The organism is Sunxiuqinia sp. A32, assembly GCF_052690465.1.
In genome coordinates, this window is the sequence record NZ_JBQYLI010000013.1 from 83,149 (window position 1) to 100,160 (window position 17,012).

The 17,012-nt window shown below is 37.2% G+C and carries 18 protein-coding genes; 6 read left to right on the plus strand and 12 right to left on the minus strand.

Annotation, left to right across the window (positions count from 1 at the left end; genetic code table 11):
• Positions 1 to 166: 166 nt before the first annotated feature.
• The 4 genes from ACUNWD_RS13985 (at position 167) to ACUNWD_RS14000 (ending at position 4,355) form a co-directional block, all read left to right on the plus strand.
• On the plus strand, positions 167 to 394 hold the full coding sequence (locus ACUNWD_RS13985; protein WP_445588445.1) for a DUF4492 domain-containing protein: 228 nt from the start codon (positions 167 to 169) through the stop codon (positions 392 to 394).
• Between the two features lie 6 nt (positions 395 to 400).
• On the plus strand, positions 401 to 1,972 hold the full coding sequence (locus tag ACUNWD_RS13990; RefSeq protein ID WP_445588446.1) for a cytochrome ubiquinol oxidase subunit I: 1,572 nt from the start codon (positions 401 to 403) through the stop codon (positions 1,970 to 1,972).
• Positions 1,972 to 3,102, plus strand: coding sequence for a cytochrome d ubiquinol oxidase subunit II (locus tag ACUNWD_RS13995; RefSeq protein ID WP_445588447.1), 1,131 nt, complete (start codon positions 1,972 to 1,974; stop codon positions 3,100 to 3,102). Before ACUNWD_RS13990 ends, ACUNWD_RS13995 begins: the two co-directional genes overlap by 1 nt.
• 449 nt (positions 3,103 to 3,551) lie before the next feature.
• On the plus strand, positions 3,552 to 4,355 hold the full coding sequence (locus ACUNWD_RS14000) for a TIR domain-containing protein (protein WP_445588448.1): 804 nt from the start codon (positions 3,552 to 3,554) through the stop codon (positions 4,353 to 4,355).
• 15 nt (positions 4,356 to 4,370) lie between these two features.
• On the opposite strand, the gene ACUNWD_RS14005 is transcribed toward ACUNWD_RS14000, so the two are convergent.
• The 7 genes from ACUNWD_RS14005 to rsfS all read right to left on the minus strand — a co-directional run bounded on the left by ACUNWD_RS14005 (position 4,371) and on the right by rsfS (position 9,932).
• Complete coding sequence (locus ACUNWD_RS14005) at positions 4,371 to 5,120, minus strand: CDP-alcohol phosphatidyltransferase family protein (RefSeq protein WP_445588449.1); 750 nt, start codon at positions 5,118 to 5,120, stop codon at positions 4,371 to 4,373.
• Positions 5,120 to 5,776, minus strand: coding sequence for a phosphatidylserine decarboxylase family protein (locus tag ACUNWD_RS14010; protein WP_445588450.1), 657 nt, complete (start codon positions 5,774 to 5,776; stop codon positions 5,120 to 5,122). The genes ACUNWD_RS14005 and ACUNWD_RS14010 overlap by 1 nt, the downstream gene beginning before the upstream one ends.
• A gap of 86 nt (positions 5,777 to 5,862) precedes the next feature.
• Entirely contained in the window at positions 5,863 to 6,675 is an 813-nt protein-coding gene (locus ACUNWD_RS14015) for a phosphatidate cytidylyltransferase (RefSeq protein ID WP_445588451.1), read from the minus strand.
• Complete coding sequence (locus tag ACUNWD_RS14020; protein ID WP_445588452.1) at positions 6,672 to 6,878, minus strand: putative signal transducing protein; 207 nt, start codon at positions 6,876 to 6,878, stop codon at positions 6,672 to 6,674. Before ACUNWD_RS14020 ends, ACUNWD_RS14015 begins: the two co-directional genes overlap by 4 nt.
• An 8-nt stretch (positions 6,879 to 6,886) precedes the next feature.
• Positions 6,887 to 7,519, minus strand: a complete 633-nt coding sequence (locus tag ACUNWD_RS14025) for a LutC/YkgG family protein (RefSeq protein ID WP_445588453.1) — start codon at positions 7,517 to 7,519, stop codon at positions 6,887 to 6,889.
• An 11-nt stretch (positions 7,520 to 7,530) separates the two neighbouring features.
• The gene (gene ftsH, locus ACUNWD_RS14030) at positions 7,531 to 9,549 is read right to left on the minus strand and encodes an ATP-dependent zinc metalloprotease FtsH (RefSeq protein ID WP_445588454.1); all 2,019 of its coding nucleotides are present in this window, start codon (positions 9,547 to 9,549) and stop codon (positions 7,531 to 7,533) included.
• Between the two features lie 2 nt (positions 9,550 to 9,551).
• Positions 9,552 to 9,932: a ribosome silencing factor gene (gene rsfS, locus ACUNWD_RS14035; protein ID WP_445588455.1), complete on the minus strand. Its 381-nt coding sequence runs from the start codon at positions 9,930 to 9,932 to the stop codon at positions 9,552 to 9,554.
• Between the two features lie 122 nt (positions 9,933 to 10,054).
• Between rsfS and ACUNWD_RS14040 the strand changes: the two genes are divergently transcribed.
• Positions 10,055 to 10,801: a biotin--[acetyl-CoA-carboxylase] ligase gene (locus ACUNWD_RS14040; RefSeq protein WP_445588456.1), complete on the plus strand. Its 747-nt coding sequence runs from the start codon at positions 10,055 to 10,057 to the stop codon at positions 10,799 to 10,801.
• A 162-nt stretch (positions 10,802 to 10,963) separates the two neighbouring features.
• Here the strand turns inward: ACUNWD_RS14040 and ACUNWD_RS14045 are convergent, their stop codons facing one another.
• Both ACUNWD_RS14045 and pyrE read right to left on the minus strand, forming a co-directional pair.
• Entirely contained in the window at positions 10,964 to 11,413 is a 450-nt protein-coding gene (locus tag ACUNWD_RS14045) for a hypothetical protein (RefSeq protein ID WP_445588457.1), read from the minus strand.
• Between the two features lie 66 nt (positions 11,414 to 11,479).
• On the minus strand, positions 11,480 to 12,112 hold the full coding sequence (gene pyrE, locus ACUNWD_RS14050) for an orotate phosphoribosyltransferase (RefSeq protein ID WP_445588458.1): 633 nt from the start codon (positions 12,110 to 12,112) through the stop codon (positions 11,480 to 11,482).
• 32 nt (positions 12,113 to 12,144) lie between these two features.
• On the opposite strand from pyrE, the gene ACUNWD_RS14055 reads away from it, so the two are divergent.
• Positions 12,145 to 12,771: an NUDIX domain-containing protein gene (locus ACUNWD_RS14055; protein ID WP_445588459.1), complete on the plus strand. Its 627-nt coding sequence runs from the start codon at positions 12,145 to 12,147 to the stop codon at positions 12,769 to 12,771.
• On the opposite strand, the gene ACUNWD_RS14060 is transcribed toward ACUNWD_RS14055, so the two are convergent.
• From ACUNWD_RS14060 to ACUNWD_RS14070, 3 genes are all read right to left on the minus strand, one after another.
• Complete coding sequence (locus ACUNWD_RS14060) at positions 12,759 to 14,171, minus strand: TlpA family protein disulfide reductase (protein WP_445588460.1); 1,413 nt, start codon at positions 14,169 to 14,171, stop codon at positions 12,759 to 12,761. The genes ACUNWD_RS14055 and ACUNWD_RS14060 overlap by 13 nt on opposite strands.
• Complete coding sequence (gene coaD, locus ACUNWD_RS14065; protein ID WP_445588461.1) at positions 14,161 to 14,643, minus strand: pantetheine-phosphate adenylyltransferase; 483 nt, start codon at positions 14,641 to 14,643, stop codon at positions 14,161 to 14,163. The genes ACUNWD_RS14060 and coaD overlap by 11 nt, the downstream gene beginning before the upstream one ends.
• 131 nt (positions 14,644 to 14,774) lie before the next feature.
• Complete coding sequence (locus ACUNWD_RS14070; protein WP_445588462.1) at positions 14,775 to 16,994, minus strand: amino acid permease; 2,220 nt, start codon at positions 16,992 to 16,994, stop codon at positions 14,775 to 14,777.
• Positions 16,995 to 17,012: the final 18 nt, after the last annotated feature.

Genomic DNA, 17,012 nt, shown 5'->3' on the forward strand with positions numbered 1-17,012 from the left:
TGATTCAGGTTTTATTTCCTAATTTTAATGATTTCAGGAACTTGACTATTTGCGATAAAAAGGTGTGAAAATCAGAATTTAAAAAGACTCGAAAATCGCTCAACAATATATAATAGTGCTTGTTTCATAACTTTAAATATTCATTTTTAAATTCGATTTTAATAGGATGCCCATTAAAAATTTTTTCTCAAAAGCCTGGAATTTGTATTACGATGGATTTCGTAATATGGGAGTCTGGGGCAAACAAGTATGGATCGTTATCTTAGTCAAGTTATTTGTCATGTTTGTTATTTTGAAAATCTTTTTCTTTCCTAATTTTCTAAAAACCAATTTTGATACGGATGAACAACGTAGTAATCATGTGCTTGAAAAATTAACAGAAACACAAAAATAAAAACCAATGTTAGAAGTAATCGACTTATCATTAGTCAACTGGTCGAGGGCACAGTTTGCCCTCACAGCCATGTATCACTGGATTTTTGTTCCTCTAACCCTGGGGTTGGCGATCATTGTAGCAATGATGGAATCCATGTATGTTAGAACGGGTAATCCCGAGTGGAAGAAAATAACCAAGTTCTGGATGACGCTGTTTGGAATCAATTTTGCCATTGGGGTGGCAACAGGGATCATCCTTGAATTTGAGTTTGGAACCAACTGGTCAAATTATTCCTGGTTTGTCGGGGATATTTTTGGCGCCCCTCTGGCAATCGAAGGAATTCTAGCCTTTTTTATGGAATCCACTTTTATTGCTGTCATGTTTTTTGGCTGGAACAAAGTGAGTAAGAAAATGCACTTGGTTTCAACTTGGTTAACTGCTATTGGCGCTAATCTTTCAGCGCTATGGATTTTGGTTGCCAATGCCTGGATGCAAAAGCCGGTAGGGATGCAATTCAATCCGGAAACTGCTCGAAATGAAATGGTCAGTTTTTGGGATGTGCTCTTTTCTCCTGTCGCTGTTCAAAAATTTTTGCATACAACATCTTCGGGCTTTGTGCTGGCTGCCATTTTTGTAATCGGTATTTCTGCCTGGTATTTGTTAAAGAAACGAAATACCGTTTTTGCTCTAAAAAGTATTGCTGTAGCTGCTGTGTTCGGTTTTGTATCGTCCATATATGTTGCATTTACCGGTGACAGTTCAGCACGCTATATTGCAACTGATCAGCCCATGAAATTCGCGTCTTTTGAAGGCTTATATAATGGTAGTGAAGGAGCTGGTTTGATTGCACTGGGGTTCATGTCAACAACAGATGCTGACCCTTCTAATGAAAACCTGATGGACATCAATATGAAGATAGAAATTCCAAATATTCTTTCTTACATGGCATATATGGACTGGGATGCATTTGTTCCGGGCATTAATGATTTAATTCGAGGGAATGAAAAATATGGGATCATGTCCGCGGATGAAAAGATTGAACGAGGGAAGTTAGCCATTGCCAAATTGAAGGAGTTTAAGGATGCCAAAGATGAAGGCAATCTGCAAGAAGCTGAACAATTGAAAGCTGAATTTTTAGGCGTAGATTTTCAGGAGAATTATTTCAAGTATTTTGGTTATGGGTACATTCATGATGCAAATATGTTAATTCCTAATGTGCCACTTACTTTTTACGCCTTCCACACGATGGTTGGGCTGGGTTTCTATTTCATCTTGTTTTTCTTCTTGTCATTTTTGTTTGTAATTAGAGGATCACTAGCACGTCGGCGTGGATTTTTACGACTCGCTGTTTGGACAATTCCTCTAGCTTACATTGCATCTCAGGCCGGGTGGATTGTGGCCGAGGTTGGACGCCAGCCTTGGGTTATTCAGGATTTGATGCCTACTGTTGCTGCGGTTACAAAAATTAGTGCAAGTGCTGTGCAAGTAACATTCTGGTTATTTGCCTTGATCTTCACATTACTATTGATTGCGGAAATAAAAATCATGGTTCGTCAAATTAAGATTGGGCCTAAAATGGATGGAGGAACCAACTAATGTTTGAGAATTTATCACAATTAGCATTACAACAATACTGGTGGGTAATTGTCTCGTTGCTGGGAGCATTATTCGTGTTCCTGACTTTCGTGCAGGGAGGACAGACACTTATTTACACGATCGCGAAGAATGAATCGGAGCGAACCTTATTAGTGAATACTTTGGGCCGTAAGTGGGAATTTACCTTTACAACTCTGGTCACTTTTGGAGGTGCATTTTTTGCTTCGTTCCCTCTTTTTTATTCAACTTCATTTGGTGGAGCATATTGGGTTTGGCTGGCTATTTTATTCTTTTTCGTTATTCAGGCAGTTTCGTATGAGTATCGTAAAAAACCTGCCAACTTTCTTGGAGCTAAAACTTACGAGGTATTCCTGATTTTGAATGGTGCATTTGGAACCATATTGATTGGAACTGCGGTTGGAACATTCTTTAATGGAGCGATGTTCAGCCTAAATCAAATGAACCAGGTGAGCTGGGAAACGTCATATCGTGGTTTGGAAGCGGTATTGACATTTCACAATGTTGCTCTTGGCTTGTCGGTTTTCTTTTTGGCACGAATACTTGGGGCTCTTTATTTCATGAATTCTGTGGAAAGTGATGATATTTTCGCCCGATCCCAAAAGCAGTTGATTTACAATACAATTCCATTTCTGGTATTTTTCCTTTATTTCCTCATTTGGTTGATTTTGAAAGAGGGTTATGCATATGATCCAGCTACCGGGGAGGTTTTTATGGAAAAATTCAAATACCTACATAACTTATTAGCGATGCCGTTGGTTTTGGTGATTCTTTTAGTTGGTGTGGTCGGAGTGTTGTGGGGGATTGGTTCTTCCATATTGAAGACAGTTTCAAATGGAATTTGGTTCGCAGGTGCGGGAACAGTTTTAACAGTGTTTGCCTTATTTTTAATAGCAGGATTTAATAATACTGCGTTTTATCCTTCAAACGCTGACTTGCAATCATCTTTGACGATTGTAAAAGCCTCGTCAAGCCATTTTACTTTGACCGCAATGAGTTATGTTTCTTTGTTTGTTCCATTTGTAATAGCATACATATGGTGGGTTTGGAAAGCAATGAACAGCAAAAAAATTAGCGATGAAGAAATGCAGGAAGAATCACATGTTTATTAGTGGGCTTTGAGTAGCTAGTCTCACGTAATAAGCATTGAGAGTGCATTCTGTTAACAAATTTTCAATTAGATAATTTAAACTTTTAAATATGTATTGGAGTTCAATTATTTGGTATCTCAGTTGGCCCGTTTTAGTTATTATCGCATATCAACTGGTGAAATATATACTTCTTAAATACAACGCTGTATTTGAAAAAGTAGAATAGTAAACTTTAAGTCAAGATATGATGAAAATGTCCTTCAGTTATGAGGGACTTTTTTTTGTGAGTTAATTTAATTCTTCAATCGAATAAGGATAAGTGTTTGATAATTTAGAGTGGCTATTGGAACAATGAATTTACTGTTTTGATCTTTTAAACTTGTGTTTTTTAGTGTTTTAAAATTGCTGTTGATAAAATCATGCAGAATTTCCATCTGATATTTCTTAACTTAGCATAAGTTCAATAAAATATGAGAAAGGAAAAGAAATACGAATTGGTAAAATTTTCTTCAGAGAAATTGAAGGAAGGCGTGTTTAAATGGTTAAAGATTTTACCACGAAAAGGAAGGCTTGATATACTTGCCAGGATAATCGTTTCAAATAACGAAACCTGGGGATATGATTCAGATGAGGAATTTTTTAGAGACTTTGAAAAAGATCATGACCTGGGATATTATCGTTTATGCTACTGGAGTGAAAATGATGTGTATTACATGCTTGAGATTGTTTCCAAAAAAAGAGAAAATACCACTATTCAAATAGTTGCTCCATTACGCGAAGAGATAGAATCTATTTTTACAATCTTTGATCGGGACTTGAAGAACTGTAAAGTTGTAGAAATCACCAATGGGGAAGAAGATAAAAAGCCTGTCATTTTTATTGGGCATGGAAGCAGCAATCAATGGGAGTTATTAAGAAATCATTTTGATACTTCTGAAAAGTATAGGGTAGAGGAGTATGAAACAGGTTCGAGAGCCGGGCATGCTGTTCGCGATATTCTGGATGAACGTTCAAGCAAATCGTCGATCGCATTTATTGTTTTGACATGTGAGGATGAAGGGTGTCCAAACAAAGATTTGACTAAGTCAAGAGTGATTCACGAAACCGGGTTGTTCCAAGGGAAATTTGGGTACAACCGCGCAATTTTACTCGTCGAAGAAGGAATAGGAGACATGTCTGACATGCTTGATATTCAGCAAATAAAATTTCCAAAAAATAAGATTGAAGAAAGTATAAAAGATCTCCAGGAGGTTATTCAAAGGGAATTTAATTAAAGAATTCTCTCCGATTTATTTTACAGAAAGTCTTGTAAGAATAGAAACTACAATATAACTGACAATTACCAGTGGGATAGCATACAATTTTACAAAGACAGCTAAGAGAATTACCAATAGAATAAAGGCAAACCGCAGCTGGTTATCTTTCCATTTCAAGCTTTTGAATTTAAAAGAGAACATCGGGATTTCTGAGATCATTAATGCTGAAAATAGTACAATTGCTGACATTAAATTGAAGCGATTCAGAATGATGGAGTTGATCTCAGGTTTCGAGCCAAAATCAAGTAGTAATCCAAGCGAAGCAAAGAATAAAGCATTTGCCGGAATGGGTAGTCCCAGGAAACTATCACTTTGACGATCGTCTATATTAAACTTAGCCAGTCTGAATGCTCCTGCGATAGGAACGATCAATACGCTAAACAGAAAAATCCATTGTATATAAGTTGCTTCAATCTCGAAGATTGGGCGGTTGATATCAAACATCGTAAGCTCGAGCATGGTGAATAGCATTGCAGCCGGTGCCAATCCAAACGAAACTAAATCAGCTAGCGAATCCAATTGTTTACCAACCTCTGAATACGCTTTTAAAAGGCGGGCAGCTAGGCCATCAAGGAAATCGCAAACTGCAGCAACGAGTATAAAAATCGCTGCCCAGCCCAAATGCCCTTCAATTCCAAAAAATACAGCCAAACTTCCAAATGCCAGATTCATGGAAGTGATAAAATTTGGAACCCAGAAAAATATGTCACGGACTTTACTCATCAGCTTAATTCACCTATAATGGTTTGTGAACCTGTTACTTTGTCTCCTAATTTTATATTTAGTTTGGTGTCCAGAGGTAAATATAAATCTACTCTCGATCCAAAACGGATAAACCCCATCTCAATGTCTTGAGTTACTTCGTTTCCAACTTTTAGGAAATTAAGAATTCTCCTTGCAACTGCTCCTGCAACTTGTTTGGCAACGATTTGCCTACCATCCTTCAATTCAAATGCGGTAGTAAAACGTTCATTTTCTTCAGCTGATTTATCTTTAAATGCTGCATAAAACTCACCAGGTTTGTGTTCACAATAAATAACTTTTCCAGGAACCGGAACCCAGTTGATGTGAACATTTAAAGGCGACATAAAAATGGAGACTTTTAGACATTTCTTATGTAAAAACTCCTTTTCTTCTGCTTCTTCGATTACACAAATTTTTCCATCGGCAGGTGAAATTACATGTTTTTCATTTAATGCTACCTTTCTCTGTGGATAGCGGAAAAACTGTAGCACGAGTACCATCATCACCACGGTTGCAAGAGCAACTAGTCCATTAATGATTTGGCATGCTACTAAAAACCAGCAAGCTAGATTAATTACAATTGCAATAATTAGCGAATTGCGAATGATTTTGAAACCAGCAGGATGAAATTTCATGTTCTTTTTTTGAATGTCCGTGGCAAAAGTAAGGATTTTTCGTTTGCAGTCAGGAAGAAAAAACAAAAAATAGATCGACTTTTCTTTTATAGAAAAAGTTTGATGTAAACAACCATGACTGGCGCAGCAAACAATAATGAATCAAATCGATCGAGGATACCACCATGCCCGGGTAGAAGAGAGCTGCTATCTTTTAAATCAAATTGACGTTTCAGCAATGACTCTGTCAGATCGCCAAAAGTTGCTGAAACAACGATTAGCAAGGTTAAAATCATCCAGTGTGTTTTTGGTATAACTGGCGCAAAATCAGATAAGAAGTAACTTGCAACTAGAGCTGATAATGCCCCTCCAATTGCACCTTCCCAAGATTTCTTAGGTGAAATACGTTCAAACAATCGATTTTTACCTATACTGACACCAAATAAGTATGCTCCAGAATCATAAATCCAAATAATTACGAAAAGTGCAATTAGTAAAGTTGGATCATACTCCTGTACATTATTTGTTACCAGGATGTTTGTCAAACTGAAAGGGATGGTTATATATATGACACTAAAAATAGATGCTCCAATATTTTCAAAAGGTTTTTCGGTATGCCGATAGAGTTCGGAGATAAATAGAAAGAGCAACAGCGGAATTAACGTGATATAATATTTCTCAGACAGTGCACCTGATGAAATTAATATGAATAGAATAAAAATGATAAGACTACTAAGAAATGCCGGAACCCTTGCTGGAACAATTGGTGTTCGGTTGAAAAACTGGTAAAACTCATGTAATCCGGCAAAAATAAAAAATAGAAATAATGCGATAAAAGTATATTGACTAAGCAATAAACATCCAATCGTTACAATAACAAAAACGAGACCGGTTAGTGTACGGATTAGCAGGTTTTTCAAGCTTTCAGATCTTTAAGAAGTTCGATAGATTTTTCTTTATTGGACTGATGCACATACACCTCAATTGGACCAAAAGTCATATAAGATGAATCTTTTTGATTTAAGACTACCGCTTTGATCCCATTATTCTCAAGAACTTCTCTAGCAATTTCAGCTTGGTATTCAAGTGAAGTTTCGTATACAACCACCCAGTCTTTTTCCATAATTTAGCTTAAAAAGGTTCATCACATAAAATTACAAACAATTTTCGTGGACCATGCATACCCATGACTAAAGTTTTTTCAATATCGGCGGTCCGACTAGGACCAGTTATGTTTGTAACGATTGATGGTAATTTGCCTTTATATTTTTTCTGGAGTTGATCAATACCGTCATCCAGGTAATTGACCAATTGTTTTTTATGTGCAACGATAATATGGGTTTCAGGGAAAACATGCAACCTTCGCCCGGAATCTCCGCCTGAGCTTATTAAAGCCGAGCCTAAATGCGCTATCAGAAATTCGCAAGGAGTAATACCAACTTGCATCTTTTCAAAATCAGTTTTGCGAGCGGTATAATTAATTTTTTCCTTAAATGCTTTTTTCAATTTAGTGTCAAGCAGAAATGTTTTTTCAACTTTGAAATCATCTTGAATCTTCTGTATCTCAACTGCAGCTTCATCTAGGTTTTTACACGATATAAAACTACCAGCAATAAGCTCCAGATTGGTTTTAAAATTTGCAGTAAGATCTTTCCCTTGTTCCAGATAAATTGGAGTATCCCAATCAGGTTCTGTCACTTCAACAGGGTTTCGATTTTCACTGGCTTTTTTAATTCTATTTAAGATGTTCTCCCTTGCTCCCATTAGGCAGATGCTTAGTTTGGTTCTTCTGTATGGTGCGATGCTTTTTCTTCAGCATCTTTTTGTTTTTCCTCGGTTAATTCTTCTTTTGTCCATGGACGTTTTCCAAAGATTTCCTCCAGATCTTCACCAAATATAACTTCTTTTTCCAATAGTTTCATGGCAAGTTTCTCATGTCCCTCGTGATTTTCTTTCAAAACTTCTAATGCCCGCTCATATTGAGAATCAATAATCAACTTAGATTCGGCATCAATCAATTCAGAAGTTTTTTCACTATAGGGTTTGGAAAATGAGAAGTCACTTTGACCTGTAGAATCGTAAAAGCTAACATTACCAACTTTATCGCTCATGCCGAAGATGCTGATCATTGCGTATGCTTGCTTGGTTACTTTTTCCAAATCGTTTTGTGCACCTGTTGAAATCGTTCCAAATGTAATTTCTTCAGCAGCTCTACCTCCCAATGCAGAACACATTTCATCAAGCAACTGTTCTTTGGTGGTTATCGATCTTTCTTCTGGTAAATACCAGGCAGCACCTAGTGCTTTTCCCCGAGGAACGATAGTGACTTTCACCAGCGGATGTGCGTGTTCCAACAACCAGCTGATGGTTGCGTGTCCGGCTTCGTGAAACGCTATCCTGCGCTTTTCATCTTTAGAAATGATTTTATTTTTCTTTTCAAGTCCGCCGATGATTCGGTCAACAGCATCTAAAAAGTCTTGCTTGGTAACATCCGGACGGTTTTTACGTGCGGCAATTAAGGCAGCTTCATTACAAACATTTGCAATGTCTGCACCAGAGAAGCCAGGGGTTTGTTTTGCAAGGAAACTAACATCTACTTCCTGTGATAATTTAATCGGACGCAAATGAACCTGAAAAATTTCTCTCCGTTCATTTAAGTCAGGAAGTTCAACGTGAATTTGACGATCGAAACGACCAGCACGCATCAACGCACGGTCCAGAATATCTGCACGGTTTGTTGCTGCCAAAATGATTACCCCAGAGTTGGTGTCGAAACCATCCATCTCAGTTAATAATTGATTCAATGTATTTTCGCGTTCATCATTCGATCCCATATTGGGGTTTCTTCCCCTTGCGCGGCCAATAGCATCAATCTCGTCAATAAATACGATACATGGAGCTTTTTCTTTTGCTTGTTTGAAAAGGTCACGAACACGAGATGCACCGACTCCCACAAACATTTCAACAAAGTCAGAACCAGACATGGAGAAGAAAGGTACATTTGCCTCACCAGCAACAGCTTTTGCTAATAAGGTTTTTCCAGTTCCCGGAGGGCCAACAAGCAACGCTCCTTTTGGGATTTTTCCTCCCAGTTTGGTATATTTTGAAGGGCTTTTCAGGAATTCTACAATTTCTTCAACTTCCTGTTTGGCTTCTGCCAATCCTGCCACATCTTTAAAATTGGTACTTACTCGTGAATCTTTATCAAAAACTTTTGCTTGTGATTTGCCAACATTGAAAATGTTGCCTGCACCGCCGCCGCCGCCAGTTCCTTTGCTCATCCGACGGAATATCCACCACCAAATAGCTATGATAATCAGGAATGGAAGAATCCACCCTACGATTTCACCGAAATAATTATGTACTGTTTTATATTCAATGCTTATTTTATCACTATCAGAGAAGTTCTCTTGCGCTTCCTGCAGGTTATTTTCAAACGTTTCTACAGATCCAATGGTGAAAAAATAGTGAGGTCCAAGTTTTGACGGACTATTAAATCCATTATTCAGCTTATCTGCATATTTTTCATAGCTCGATTCTTTTAAATAAATCTGAGCTTCCTCCCGATTAACAACGACTATTTTTGAAATATCATGTTGTGATAGCATGGAGTTTTTCACATCCATCCAATTGGTTTCAACCGGACCTCCTCCAAAGCTGAAATATTGTATTGCAAGGAAAACAACAATTACAACTCCATAGATCCAATATGGATTGAATTTTGGAGGTTTTCCCCCAGGTTTAAAGTTCCCCAAATTTGGTTTTTGTTTATTCTTATTTGTATTGTCAGCCATTTTTAATTGTTTTCAGTTTTTATTGTTTCAATTTTTGCGTCTGCCCAGAGGTTTTCAAGGTTGTAGAATTGCCTGGTATCGTGTTGGAATACGTGCACCATAATAACTGCATAATCCAGTAATACCCAGATCGAATTCTTGTACCCATCTTTGTGCCAGGCAATGTCTCCTGTTAATTCTTCCACAGTATCTTCTACGGAGTGCGCGATTGCGTCTACTTGTGTAGTAGAATTCCCGTGGCATATAATGAAATAGTTACACTCAGAATGATTTATTTTAGTTAAGTCAATTTTTATAATGTCCTGTCCCTTTTTCCGTTGGATCCCTTCTATTATTGCATTGATTAATTCTTCGCTTTCTTTTACTTTTGGCGTTTGCTTCATGGATTTATTTTAGAACTACAAAGATAAATTTTTTAGTTTATTTTAATAGTTTTACCTGCGTTAGGTAATAACCTGAAAATTAAAAAAATAGTTTATTAAAATTGATAAAAAAGTAAATTATAATGTGTCAGCTTATAGGGCAAAACATCATTCATGTACAGCGTACGGCAAGTTCCAATAATTATGCCATTAGTCAAGTGCATGAAAATGAGGTGAAAGAGGGGACTGTCTTTTTGGCATATGAACAAACGTCAGGGAAAGGACAATTAACAAATAAATGGGAAAGTGAAGCTGGAAAGAACCTAACTTTCTCGATTGTATTGTATCCTGAATTTTTGGATATCCGCCAACAATTTATGCTTTCGAAGATTATTTGCCTGGGAATTGAGACATTTCTTTCAAATATTGTAGAAGGAGTTCGAATCAAATGGCCGAATGATATTTATGTAGAAGACAAGAAAATTTGCGGTATTTTGATTGAAAACTCAGTGATGAATGGTATAATCACTCAATCTGTAGTTGGAATTGGACTCAATGTAAATCAATTGCAGTTTTTTTCCGATGCGCCAAACCCAGTGTCATTAGCCCAAATCACCAATAAAACCTATGATCTTGATGATGTTTTGAATGGCGTACTTCAAGGGATCGATACGTTTTATAAAAGCTTATTGGCTGAAAACTTTCAAAATTTGGATGAAGCCTTTTGTAAACGCCTTTTTCAGTTAAATCAACTCTGTTGGTACCAGGATGAGAGACACAAGTATCAAGGAACCATAATAGGAGTCAATGAAATTGGTCAGCTACAAATACAGGAACAAAATGGAGACTTGAATGAGTACCATTTTAAAGAGGTAAGTTATTTGAAATAACATTACCTATGATTGGTTCAGGATGGATGAGGAATTACAGGAGGTTAAGCTCCTGCGATACTCTTGTTGAAACGCATTCAATTGTTTTCTATTAATATCATTTTGATTGAGTCTTTTAAAAACGAAAATGACTTTAATCCTATGTCTAGTTAAACTGAAAATTTATTGATAAGGGAGTTGTGCAAGCATGTCTGCTAAACGGTTAATCCCATCTTCCAGTTTTTTGCCTGCCATCATTTTAATCATCATGCTCATTTCGGCATGAAGTGTAAGTCTCATTTTTGTTTGATATGCATTAATAGGCAATAGTTGTATCCAGAAAGTAATCCCAATCGGTAATCCGCCAGAGCTTTCTACCTTAATTGTTTTATGAGGATCACGATTAACGATTCGTATTTCAGATTGTCCCATCCCACTTAGGTTAAATCGACAAGAATCTGAATCGGATTCAAAATCAGTTATTTTAATTTGTGGAATTTGTTCTGTGGCTTTTTCCAATAGTCCTTCATTGATGTATCTTGAAAGATTCTCAAAATTTGAAAGGTAATTGAAAATAATTTCCTGATTATGGCCGATATATTTTGTTTCGCTAATGTATTTGTTGACACTCATAATTTTATAAATATAAAAATCCCCGGGAGTACCGGGGATATATTTAGATTGTAAACAAGATCGATTTTATTTTCCCCAGTTGGCTGGGTCTTTTCTCCATTGATTAAGAGATTCAATCTGTGATTCTTTAATTTCGCCACTTTCCAAGGCTACTTCAAGCAACGTTTTATAACGGCTTAAAGTTGTTAGCTCAATACCTGCTTTTTCAAAGTTTTCCTTAGCTACAGGGAAGTTATATGTGAAAATTGCAAGCATACCCAGAACGTCTCCACCAAAATTGCTAATAGCTTCAGAAGCTTTTAAACTGCTTACTCCAGTAGAAACCAAATCTTCAATCACAACAACTTTTTGGCCAACTTTCAAGTCTCCCTCAATTAGATTTTCCAATCCATGATCTTTTGGCTTTGAACGCACATATATAAATGGCAATCCAAGTTCCTGCGCAACTAACATGCCGTGTGCAATGGCACCTGTTGCAACCCCTGCAATTACTTCAGCTTGAGGATATTTTTCGCGAATTAGTTTCACGAATTGCTTACATACAAATGTACGTGCATCCGGGTACGAAAGTATTTTACGATTATCGCAATATATAGGAGCCTTCCATCCTGATGCCCATGTAAATGGGTTTGATGGTTGGATTTTTATTGTGTTAATTTGTACAAGCCGTTTGGTTACTTCTAGATAAATTTCTTGCATAATGTTCTATATTTTTTCTGAATTCACGACAAATGTACAAAGTTTTTTTCAATGACCATATCCTAAGTTTTAGTGGTAGAAATGAAATTTTACCTAAACATAACAATATTCAAGTTATTGAAATTGAGTCGTTTGGTGAATTTGAATTGCGATATCCCAATCAGGGTTTTATGAAACTTGTTGATAACTTGATAGTTGTTTGTTCGAAACCTGATGTGCTCTGGGAGGAATTTCGCGCCTCGCTGAACCAAATTCCAGCCGCTGGAGGTATTGTAACTAATTTGCATTCAGAAATATTGTTTATTAAACGATTCGGCAAATGGGATTTGCCAAAGGGAAAAATTGAGACGGGGGAACAGGTGATTGAAGCTGCTGTTCGTGAAGTTGAAGAGGAGTGTGGTTTGACCGGCATGAGAATCTCGAAAAAGCTGCCTTCAACTTATCATTTATACTTTACTCCATTTATTAAGGATGACAATAATTTAGTATTGAAAGAGACCAGCTGGTTTGAGATGCTTTATGCAAAAAATGAGATGCCAGTTCCTCAAACAAGCGAAGGGATTGAAGAAGTGAGATGGTTTAAGCGAGATGATCTTAGGGAAGTGTTTGCGTTAACCTATAATAATCTTGCAGAATTAATACAGAGTTATTTGGATTGATTTCTCAAGTTTTCGATATGTCTTTTTTGAAGAAGAGTTCCAATTTGTCGACCAAGACCCTCTAGTGGAGTGTTCGCTGGTGAATAAATGAGTTTTCCGTTTTCATCGATTAAATATGCAGTTGGGAAACTTTTCACCTGCCAGTTAGCAGCAGCTTTTTCACTGACTATCATAAATTCACCAGGCCAGTTCTGCTTAACTATTGGATCTTTTTTTTGTAATTCATCGGGCAATATCAGATTGAAAATCTTAACTTCTTGAAGTACTGCGGGAGGTAGTTTTTTTAGTTCATCGAGATGTTGCCTGCAAATTGGGTTTGCTACTCGGGTAAAATGCAGGTAAACCAGTTGATCAGAAAAATCTGAAAGTTGGTGCGTTTTACCATTAAAGTCTGTGAACGAAAGTGCCGGAGCTGGAGTTCCAGGGAGCATATAGGTGAGTTGCGATTTTAAACGCAGGGCAATTTCTTTTTTTTCAGAATCCCATTTTCCTGACTGAATTTTATCCAATAAGCTCAACAGACTTTTTTGAGAGAACTGTCCTTGATAAAATGCATCTTTAATAGATTTTAGAATGATCATTTGAGCAAGCTCTAAATTGAAGCCATTCTTATTCATTAAATATCCGGCAATTGCTTCCGGATCATTTGTTCCAATTACTTGTCGGAATTCACTTCCATCAATTGAATTTACCAGTTGACTAAATTCATCGGAGAACAACCGATTGAATAAATCCTTGCAAGGTGCAATTTTATAATTGGGTTGATGTTTTACAAAGTAATTCGTGACGAAGTTGTCGCTTCTTCCCTGATGACGAGCAAACTCCAGAAAACCCATTCGGTAGAAACGGTACTCTTCAAAAAAAGAATTTTTGCCTGGAGGAAATTCTTTGTCTAGAATACCTTTTACTGTATCAGTAATATAACTTGATTTACTGTCATAAATCTCATTGAAATACTGAGCTTCTGTTTGTTGAAATGCTTGTTCGAATTGGCGAATCATTCTATTCAATTCTTTCTCATCTGCGTCCTTTGTAGCTAAATGAATTGTTTCCAGACGAAAGAATGGATTTCTTTTTTGACTTTCAGTTACCTTTTTTACAGGAGGTAGCAGGATCTCATAATTTTCACCTGGCACCAAATAAATGTTAGCAGAATAGGAGTCAAAATCAGCAATTGCCTGAGTGACGTTTTTAATTTCTATTTGCTTGCTAAATGTACCATCTGGTGAGATTTGAAATGTACAAAGCTCAATTTTTTCATCGGAGATTGGATCAGCGTAACTGTAAAGCAGAATTTCATAGCCTGCATAATCCGGCGCTTTTCCACTTATTTTCACCTGAGCTGAAAAGCTGGTATTAAATAAAATTGTCAGAAATATCGTAATGAATTTAATCTTCATCTTTTGTGAATTCGTCCATATTTAAACCTTTTGGTAAAAATTGGCTTGCATCGCCGCCATGTAAAATGATATCTCGAACAATGGATGAATTTACTGGCGTATGTTCCGGCATTGTCAAAAGGAAAACAGTCTCAATCTCGGGGTGCATTTTTTTATTTACCTGGGCAATGGCACGCTCATATTCAAAATCAGCAGAGGTACGTAACCCTCTTAAAATGTAATGCGCATTCACTTTCTTACAGAAATCAACTGTCAGTCCTTCATGGCTCATTACAGTAACTTTAGGTTCATCATCGAACACCTGATTGATCCATTTGAGACGCTTGCTCAGCTTGAAAAAGGATTGTTTGTTGGAGTTGTAACCAATCATGATAACAACTTTATCAAACATTGGCAAGGCTCTGCGAACAACACTTTCATGTCCAATAGTAAAAGGATCAAAGGATCCGGGGAATATAGCGATACGCTCCATCGGTTCGTATTTTTATTTATCGTATCAAAGATAACGGATAATTTTAGAGATCTATTGCAAACGATTCAATTTTGAAAAGTGTATATCGCTGCCAGTTCCGATCTTTAAATTGCAATTTGTTAATAGTTAGGTTATTCAATATCCTTTGCTTTATTTGCACTTACAAATAGTATGTTGCCCAAGTCGTGGTATCCTTCAAAGAATTCGAGGCTGCCTTTTAACATCTCGTTGCGAAACCCAATTAATGTTAAATCAGCATCTTGAGAATAGCTGGAAATTACATCTTTCCGTTTTCCATGGATATAAGGAACCATTTCTATATTGGAAGGACTAATTGGCAAACGTCCGTCTTTTACCAAATCCATTAGCTGTTTGTGTTTATCTTCCACGTGTTGTTCCGGGAACAGCGCAAATATTTTAATGATCCCTTTTTTCCAGTCTGGATGCCCCAAAATAATATATCCCAGAAGAATCATGAGATTAGCATTTTCAAAATCATCTGGTCGAATCCATATGTGCATTTCACGTTTGTATCCGAAACTTTTATACGAAGTGTCAAGAATACAAACATCAAATCCGGCAGACTCCATCATTTTATAATTAGGAAGAATTTCTTTTAATGTTTCGGGTTCCGTTCTTGAAAATTCAAAAAGAATGAGGTTATTGCCTTTTCCTGAAATTCCAGAAAGTTGGACAACCTGTGCAATTGCTGATGTGTAGGACGGTGAAATTATGGTGTCAAGATAAACCCGGTTTTTACTTCCATGAGATAAATTAATAAGGCGTTTAAGTGAATCTTTTGATGCTTGTGTGGTATCCTCGTTCAAGTAGCCTTTTATAAAATGGATATAAGTTCCAAAACCGTATTTGTAAGATATCCAGCGCATCACGTCAAAGGCACTTCTTCGTTTAAACGTGTCATGAGAAATACAAACACCGAATGGGCGCCAGCTAATTTCACGGTCTTCCTTGTCTGCACGTTGTGCAAAAATTTGCAACTGCCTGCTCATTTGGAAAACCACTCCTTTAAATAGTTTATTAAGTCCGCGTTTCTCTTTTCGATAATGCGTAATTACCCAATAGATCATTGACATTATTACAATGGATAGCCCTGCGTACGGAGCATTCATTTTAAACATGATCCAAACTGAGAAAATTGCACCCAGCATTGAGATATACCATTTAGATCGGAACGTTGGTCGATAAGCAGGGTCGGCTGCAAAGTGTTCCAATACTGAAACCATGCAAATTGCTCCGTAGGTAACCATGAAAAACATGGATATAATTTGAGCGACAAAGTTGATATCACCAATGAAAACAAAGAAAAAGGCTATTATAATGGTGATCAAAGAGCCATTCGTTGGCTCATTGTCTGCTTTTTTCCCTTTCGCAACCCACAGGTTTATTTTTTTTTGTGGAAAGATGTCGTCATAACCAATAGCCTGTAATGTACGAGGTGCTACCATTATTGAACCCAAAGCAGAACTTAGAGAAGCCGCAGCTAATCCTACAGGGATTATTGGCCCCCACAAGGCGATGCGTTGCATGATTAACTGATCAGCAACCAAATCTTCAGGACTCGCAGAAACCGAGAATTTATAAGCAGCTGCAATATAGACCAACATGCCTGCAATGGTCGCCCAAAGTGTTCCCTGCGGAATGGATTTTTTAGGATCTTTTAAATCGCCTGAAAGACCTAGACCTGCGGCTAAACCAGTAAAGGCAGGAAAGATTATTGTAAAAACAAAAAAGAATCCTAAATTATTTTCGACGTGGGAATGAAAGTGAACAACCTCTGGCTTAATAGGGGAGTTTCCTAAAAAGAAGAATACCAATGATACCAGCAGAATAACAACGACTACATACAAAGCCTTCATCCCCATATTTGCTCCCTTAATAAGGATGATGACAGACAGAATCGCCATGGTTGGAATGGAGATCCACCTGCGATCATGAATGCCAAGTTGATAGTGATCATTCAGGTAATTAATAAGCGGTTCAAAAGCTTCCCCAAAAGCAATTATGTAGAAAGCAACAGAAATAGCTTGAGAGAGAAATAGTGCAATGCCAATCGCTCCGCCGATGTTCAATCCAAAAGACCGGGAAATAATGTAATATGCACCACCTCCCTGAACTCGTTGATTGGTGGCAATTTCAGCAACTGCAAAAGCCGTTGGGATGGTTACTATATGTCCTAAAATAATGATGCCCAGTACACCAAAAAAACCAACCTGACCAACTGCCCATCCAAAACGAAGGAAAAGAATTGCACCTAGAATAGTGGACAAGGCTGTCAGAAAAACCGGCATGGTACCGAACTTAGTCTGAGAATTCATTAGTGATTTAGCCATTTAGTTGTTTTTCTTCAA

Bases quoted from the DNA above. Each gene is read 5' to 3' on its own strand.
- ACUNWD_RS13985 (WP_445588445.1), top strand. From the start codon at position 167: ATGCCCATTAAAAATTTTTTCTCAAAAGCCTGGAATTTGTATTACGAT.
- ACUNWD_RS13990 (WP_445588446.1), top strand. From the start codon at position 401: ATGTTAGAAGTAATCGACTTATCATTAGTCAACTGGTCGAGGGCACAG.
- ACUNWD_RS13995 (WP_445588447.1), top strand. From the start codon at position 1,972: ATGTTTGAGAATTTATCACAATTAGCATTACAACAATACTGGTGGGTA.
- ACUNWD_RS14000 (WP_445588448.1), top strand. From the start codon at position 3,552: ATGAGAAAGGAAAAGAAATACGAATTGGTAAAATTTTCTTCAGAGAAA.
- ACUNWD_RS14005 (WP_445588449.1), bottom strand. From the start codon at position 5,120: ATGAGTAAAGTCCGTGACATATTTTTCTGGGTTCCAAATTTTATCACT.
- ACUNWD_RS14010 (WP_445588450.1), bottom strand. From the start codon at position 5,776: ATGAAATTTCATCCTGCTGGTTTCAAAATCATTCGCAATTCGCTAATT.
- ACUNWD_RS14020 (WP_445588452.1), bottom strand. From the start codon at position 6,878: ATGGAAAAAGACTGGGTGGTTGTATACGAAACTTCACTTGAATACCAA.
- ACUNWD_RS14025 (WP_445588453.1), bottom strand. From the start codon at position 7,519: ATGGGAGCAAGGGAGAACATCTTAAATAGAATTAAAAAAGCCAGTGAA.
- ftsH (WP_445588454.1), bottom strand. From the start codon at position 9,549: ATGGCTGACAATACAAATAAGAATAAACAAAAACCAAATTTGGGGAAC.
- rsfS (WP_445588455.1), bottom strand. From the start codon at position 9,932: ATGAAGCAAACGCCAAAAGTAAAAGAAAGCGAAGAATTAATCAATGCA.
- ACUNWD_RS14040 (WP_445588456.1), top strand. From the start codon at position 10,055: ATGTGTCAGCTTATAGGGCAAAACATCATTCATGTACAGCGTACGGCA.
- ACUNWD_RS14045 (WP_445588457.1), bottom strand. From the start codon at position 11,413: ATGAGTGTCAACAAATACATTAGCGAAACAAAATATATCGGCCATAAT.
- pyrE (WP_445588458.1), bottom strand. From the start codon at position 12,112: ATGCAAGAAATTTATCTAGAAGTAACCAAACGGCTTGTACAAATTAAC.
- ACUNWD_RS14055 (WP_445588459.1), top strand. From the start codon at position 12,145: ATGTACAAAGTTTTTTTCAATGACCATATCCTAAGTTTTAGTGGTAGA.
- ACUNWD_RS14060 (WP_445588460.1), bottom strand. From the start codon at position 14,171: ATGAAGATTAAATTCATTACGATATTTCTGACAATTTTATTTAATACC.
- coaD (WP_445588461.1), bottom strand. From the start codon at position 14,643: ATGGAGCGTATCGCTATATTCCCCGGATCCTTTGATCCTTTTACTATT.
- ACUNWD_RS14070 (WP_445588462.1), bottom strand. From the start codon at position 16,994: ATGGCTAAATCACTAATGAATTCTCAGACTAAGTTCGGTACCATGCCG.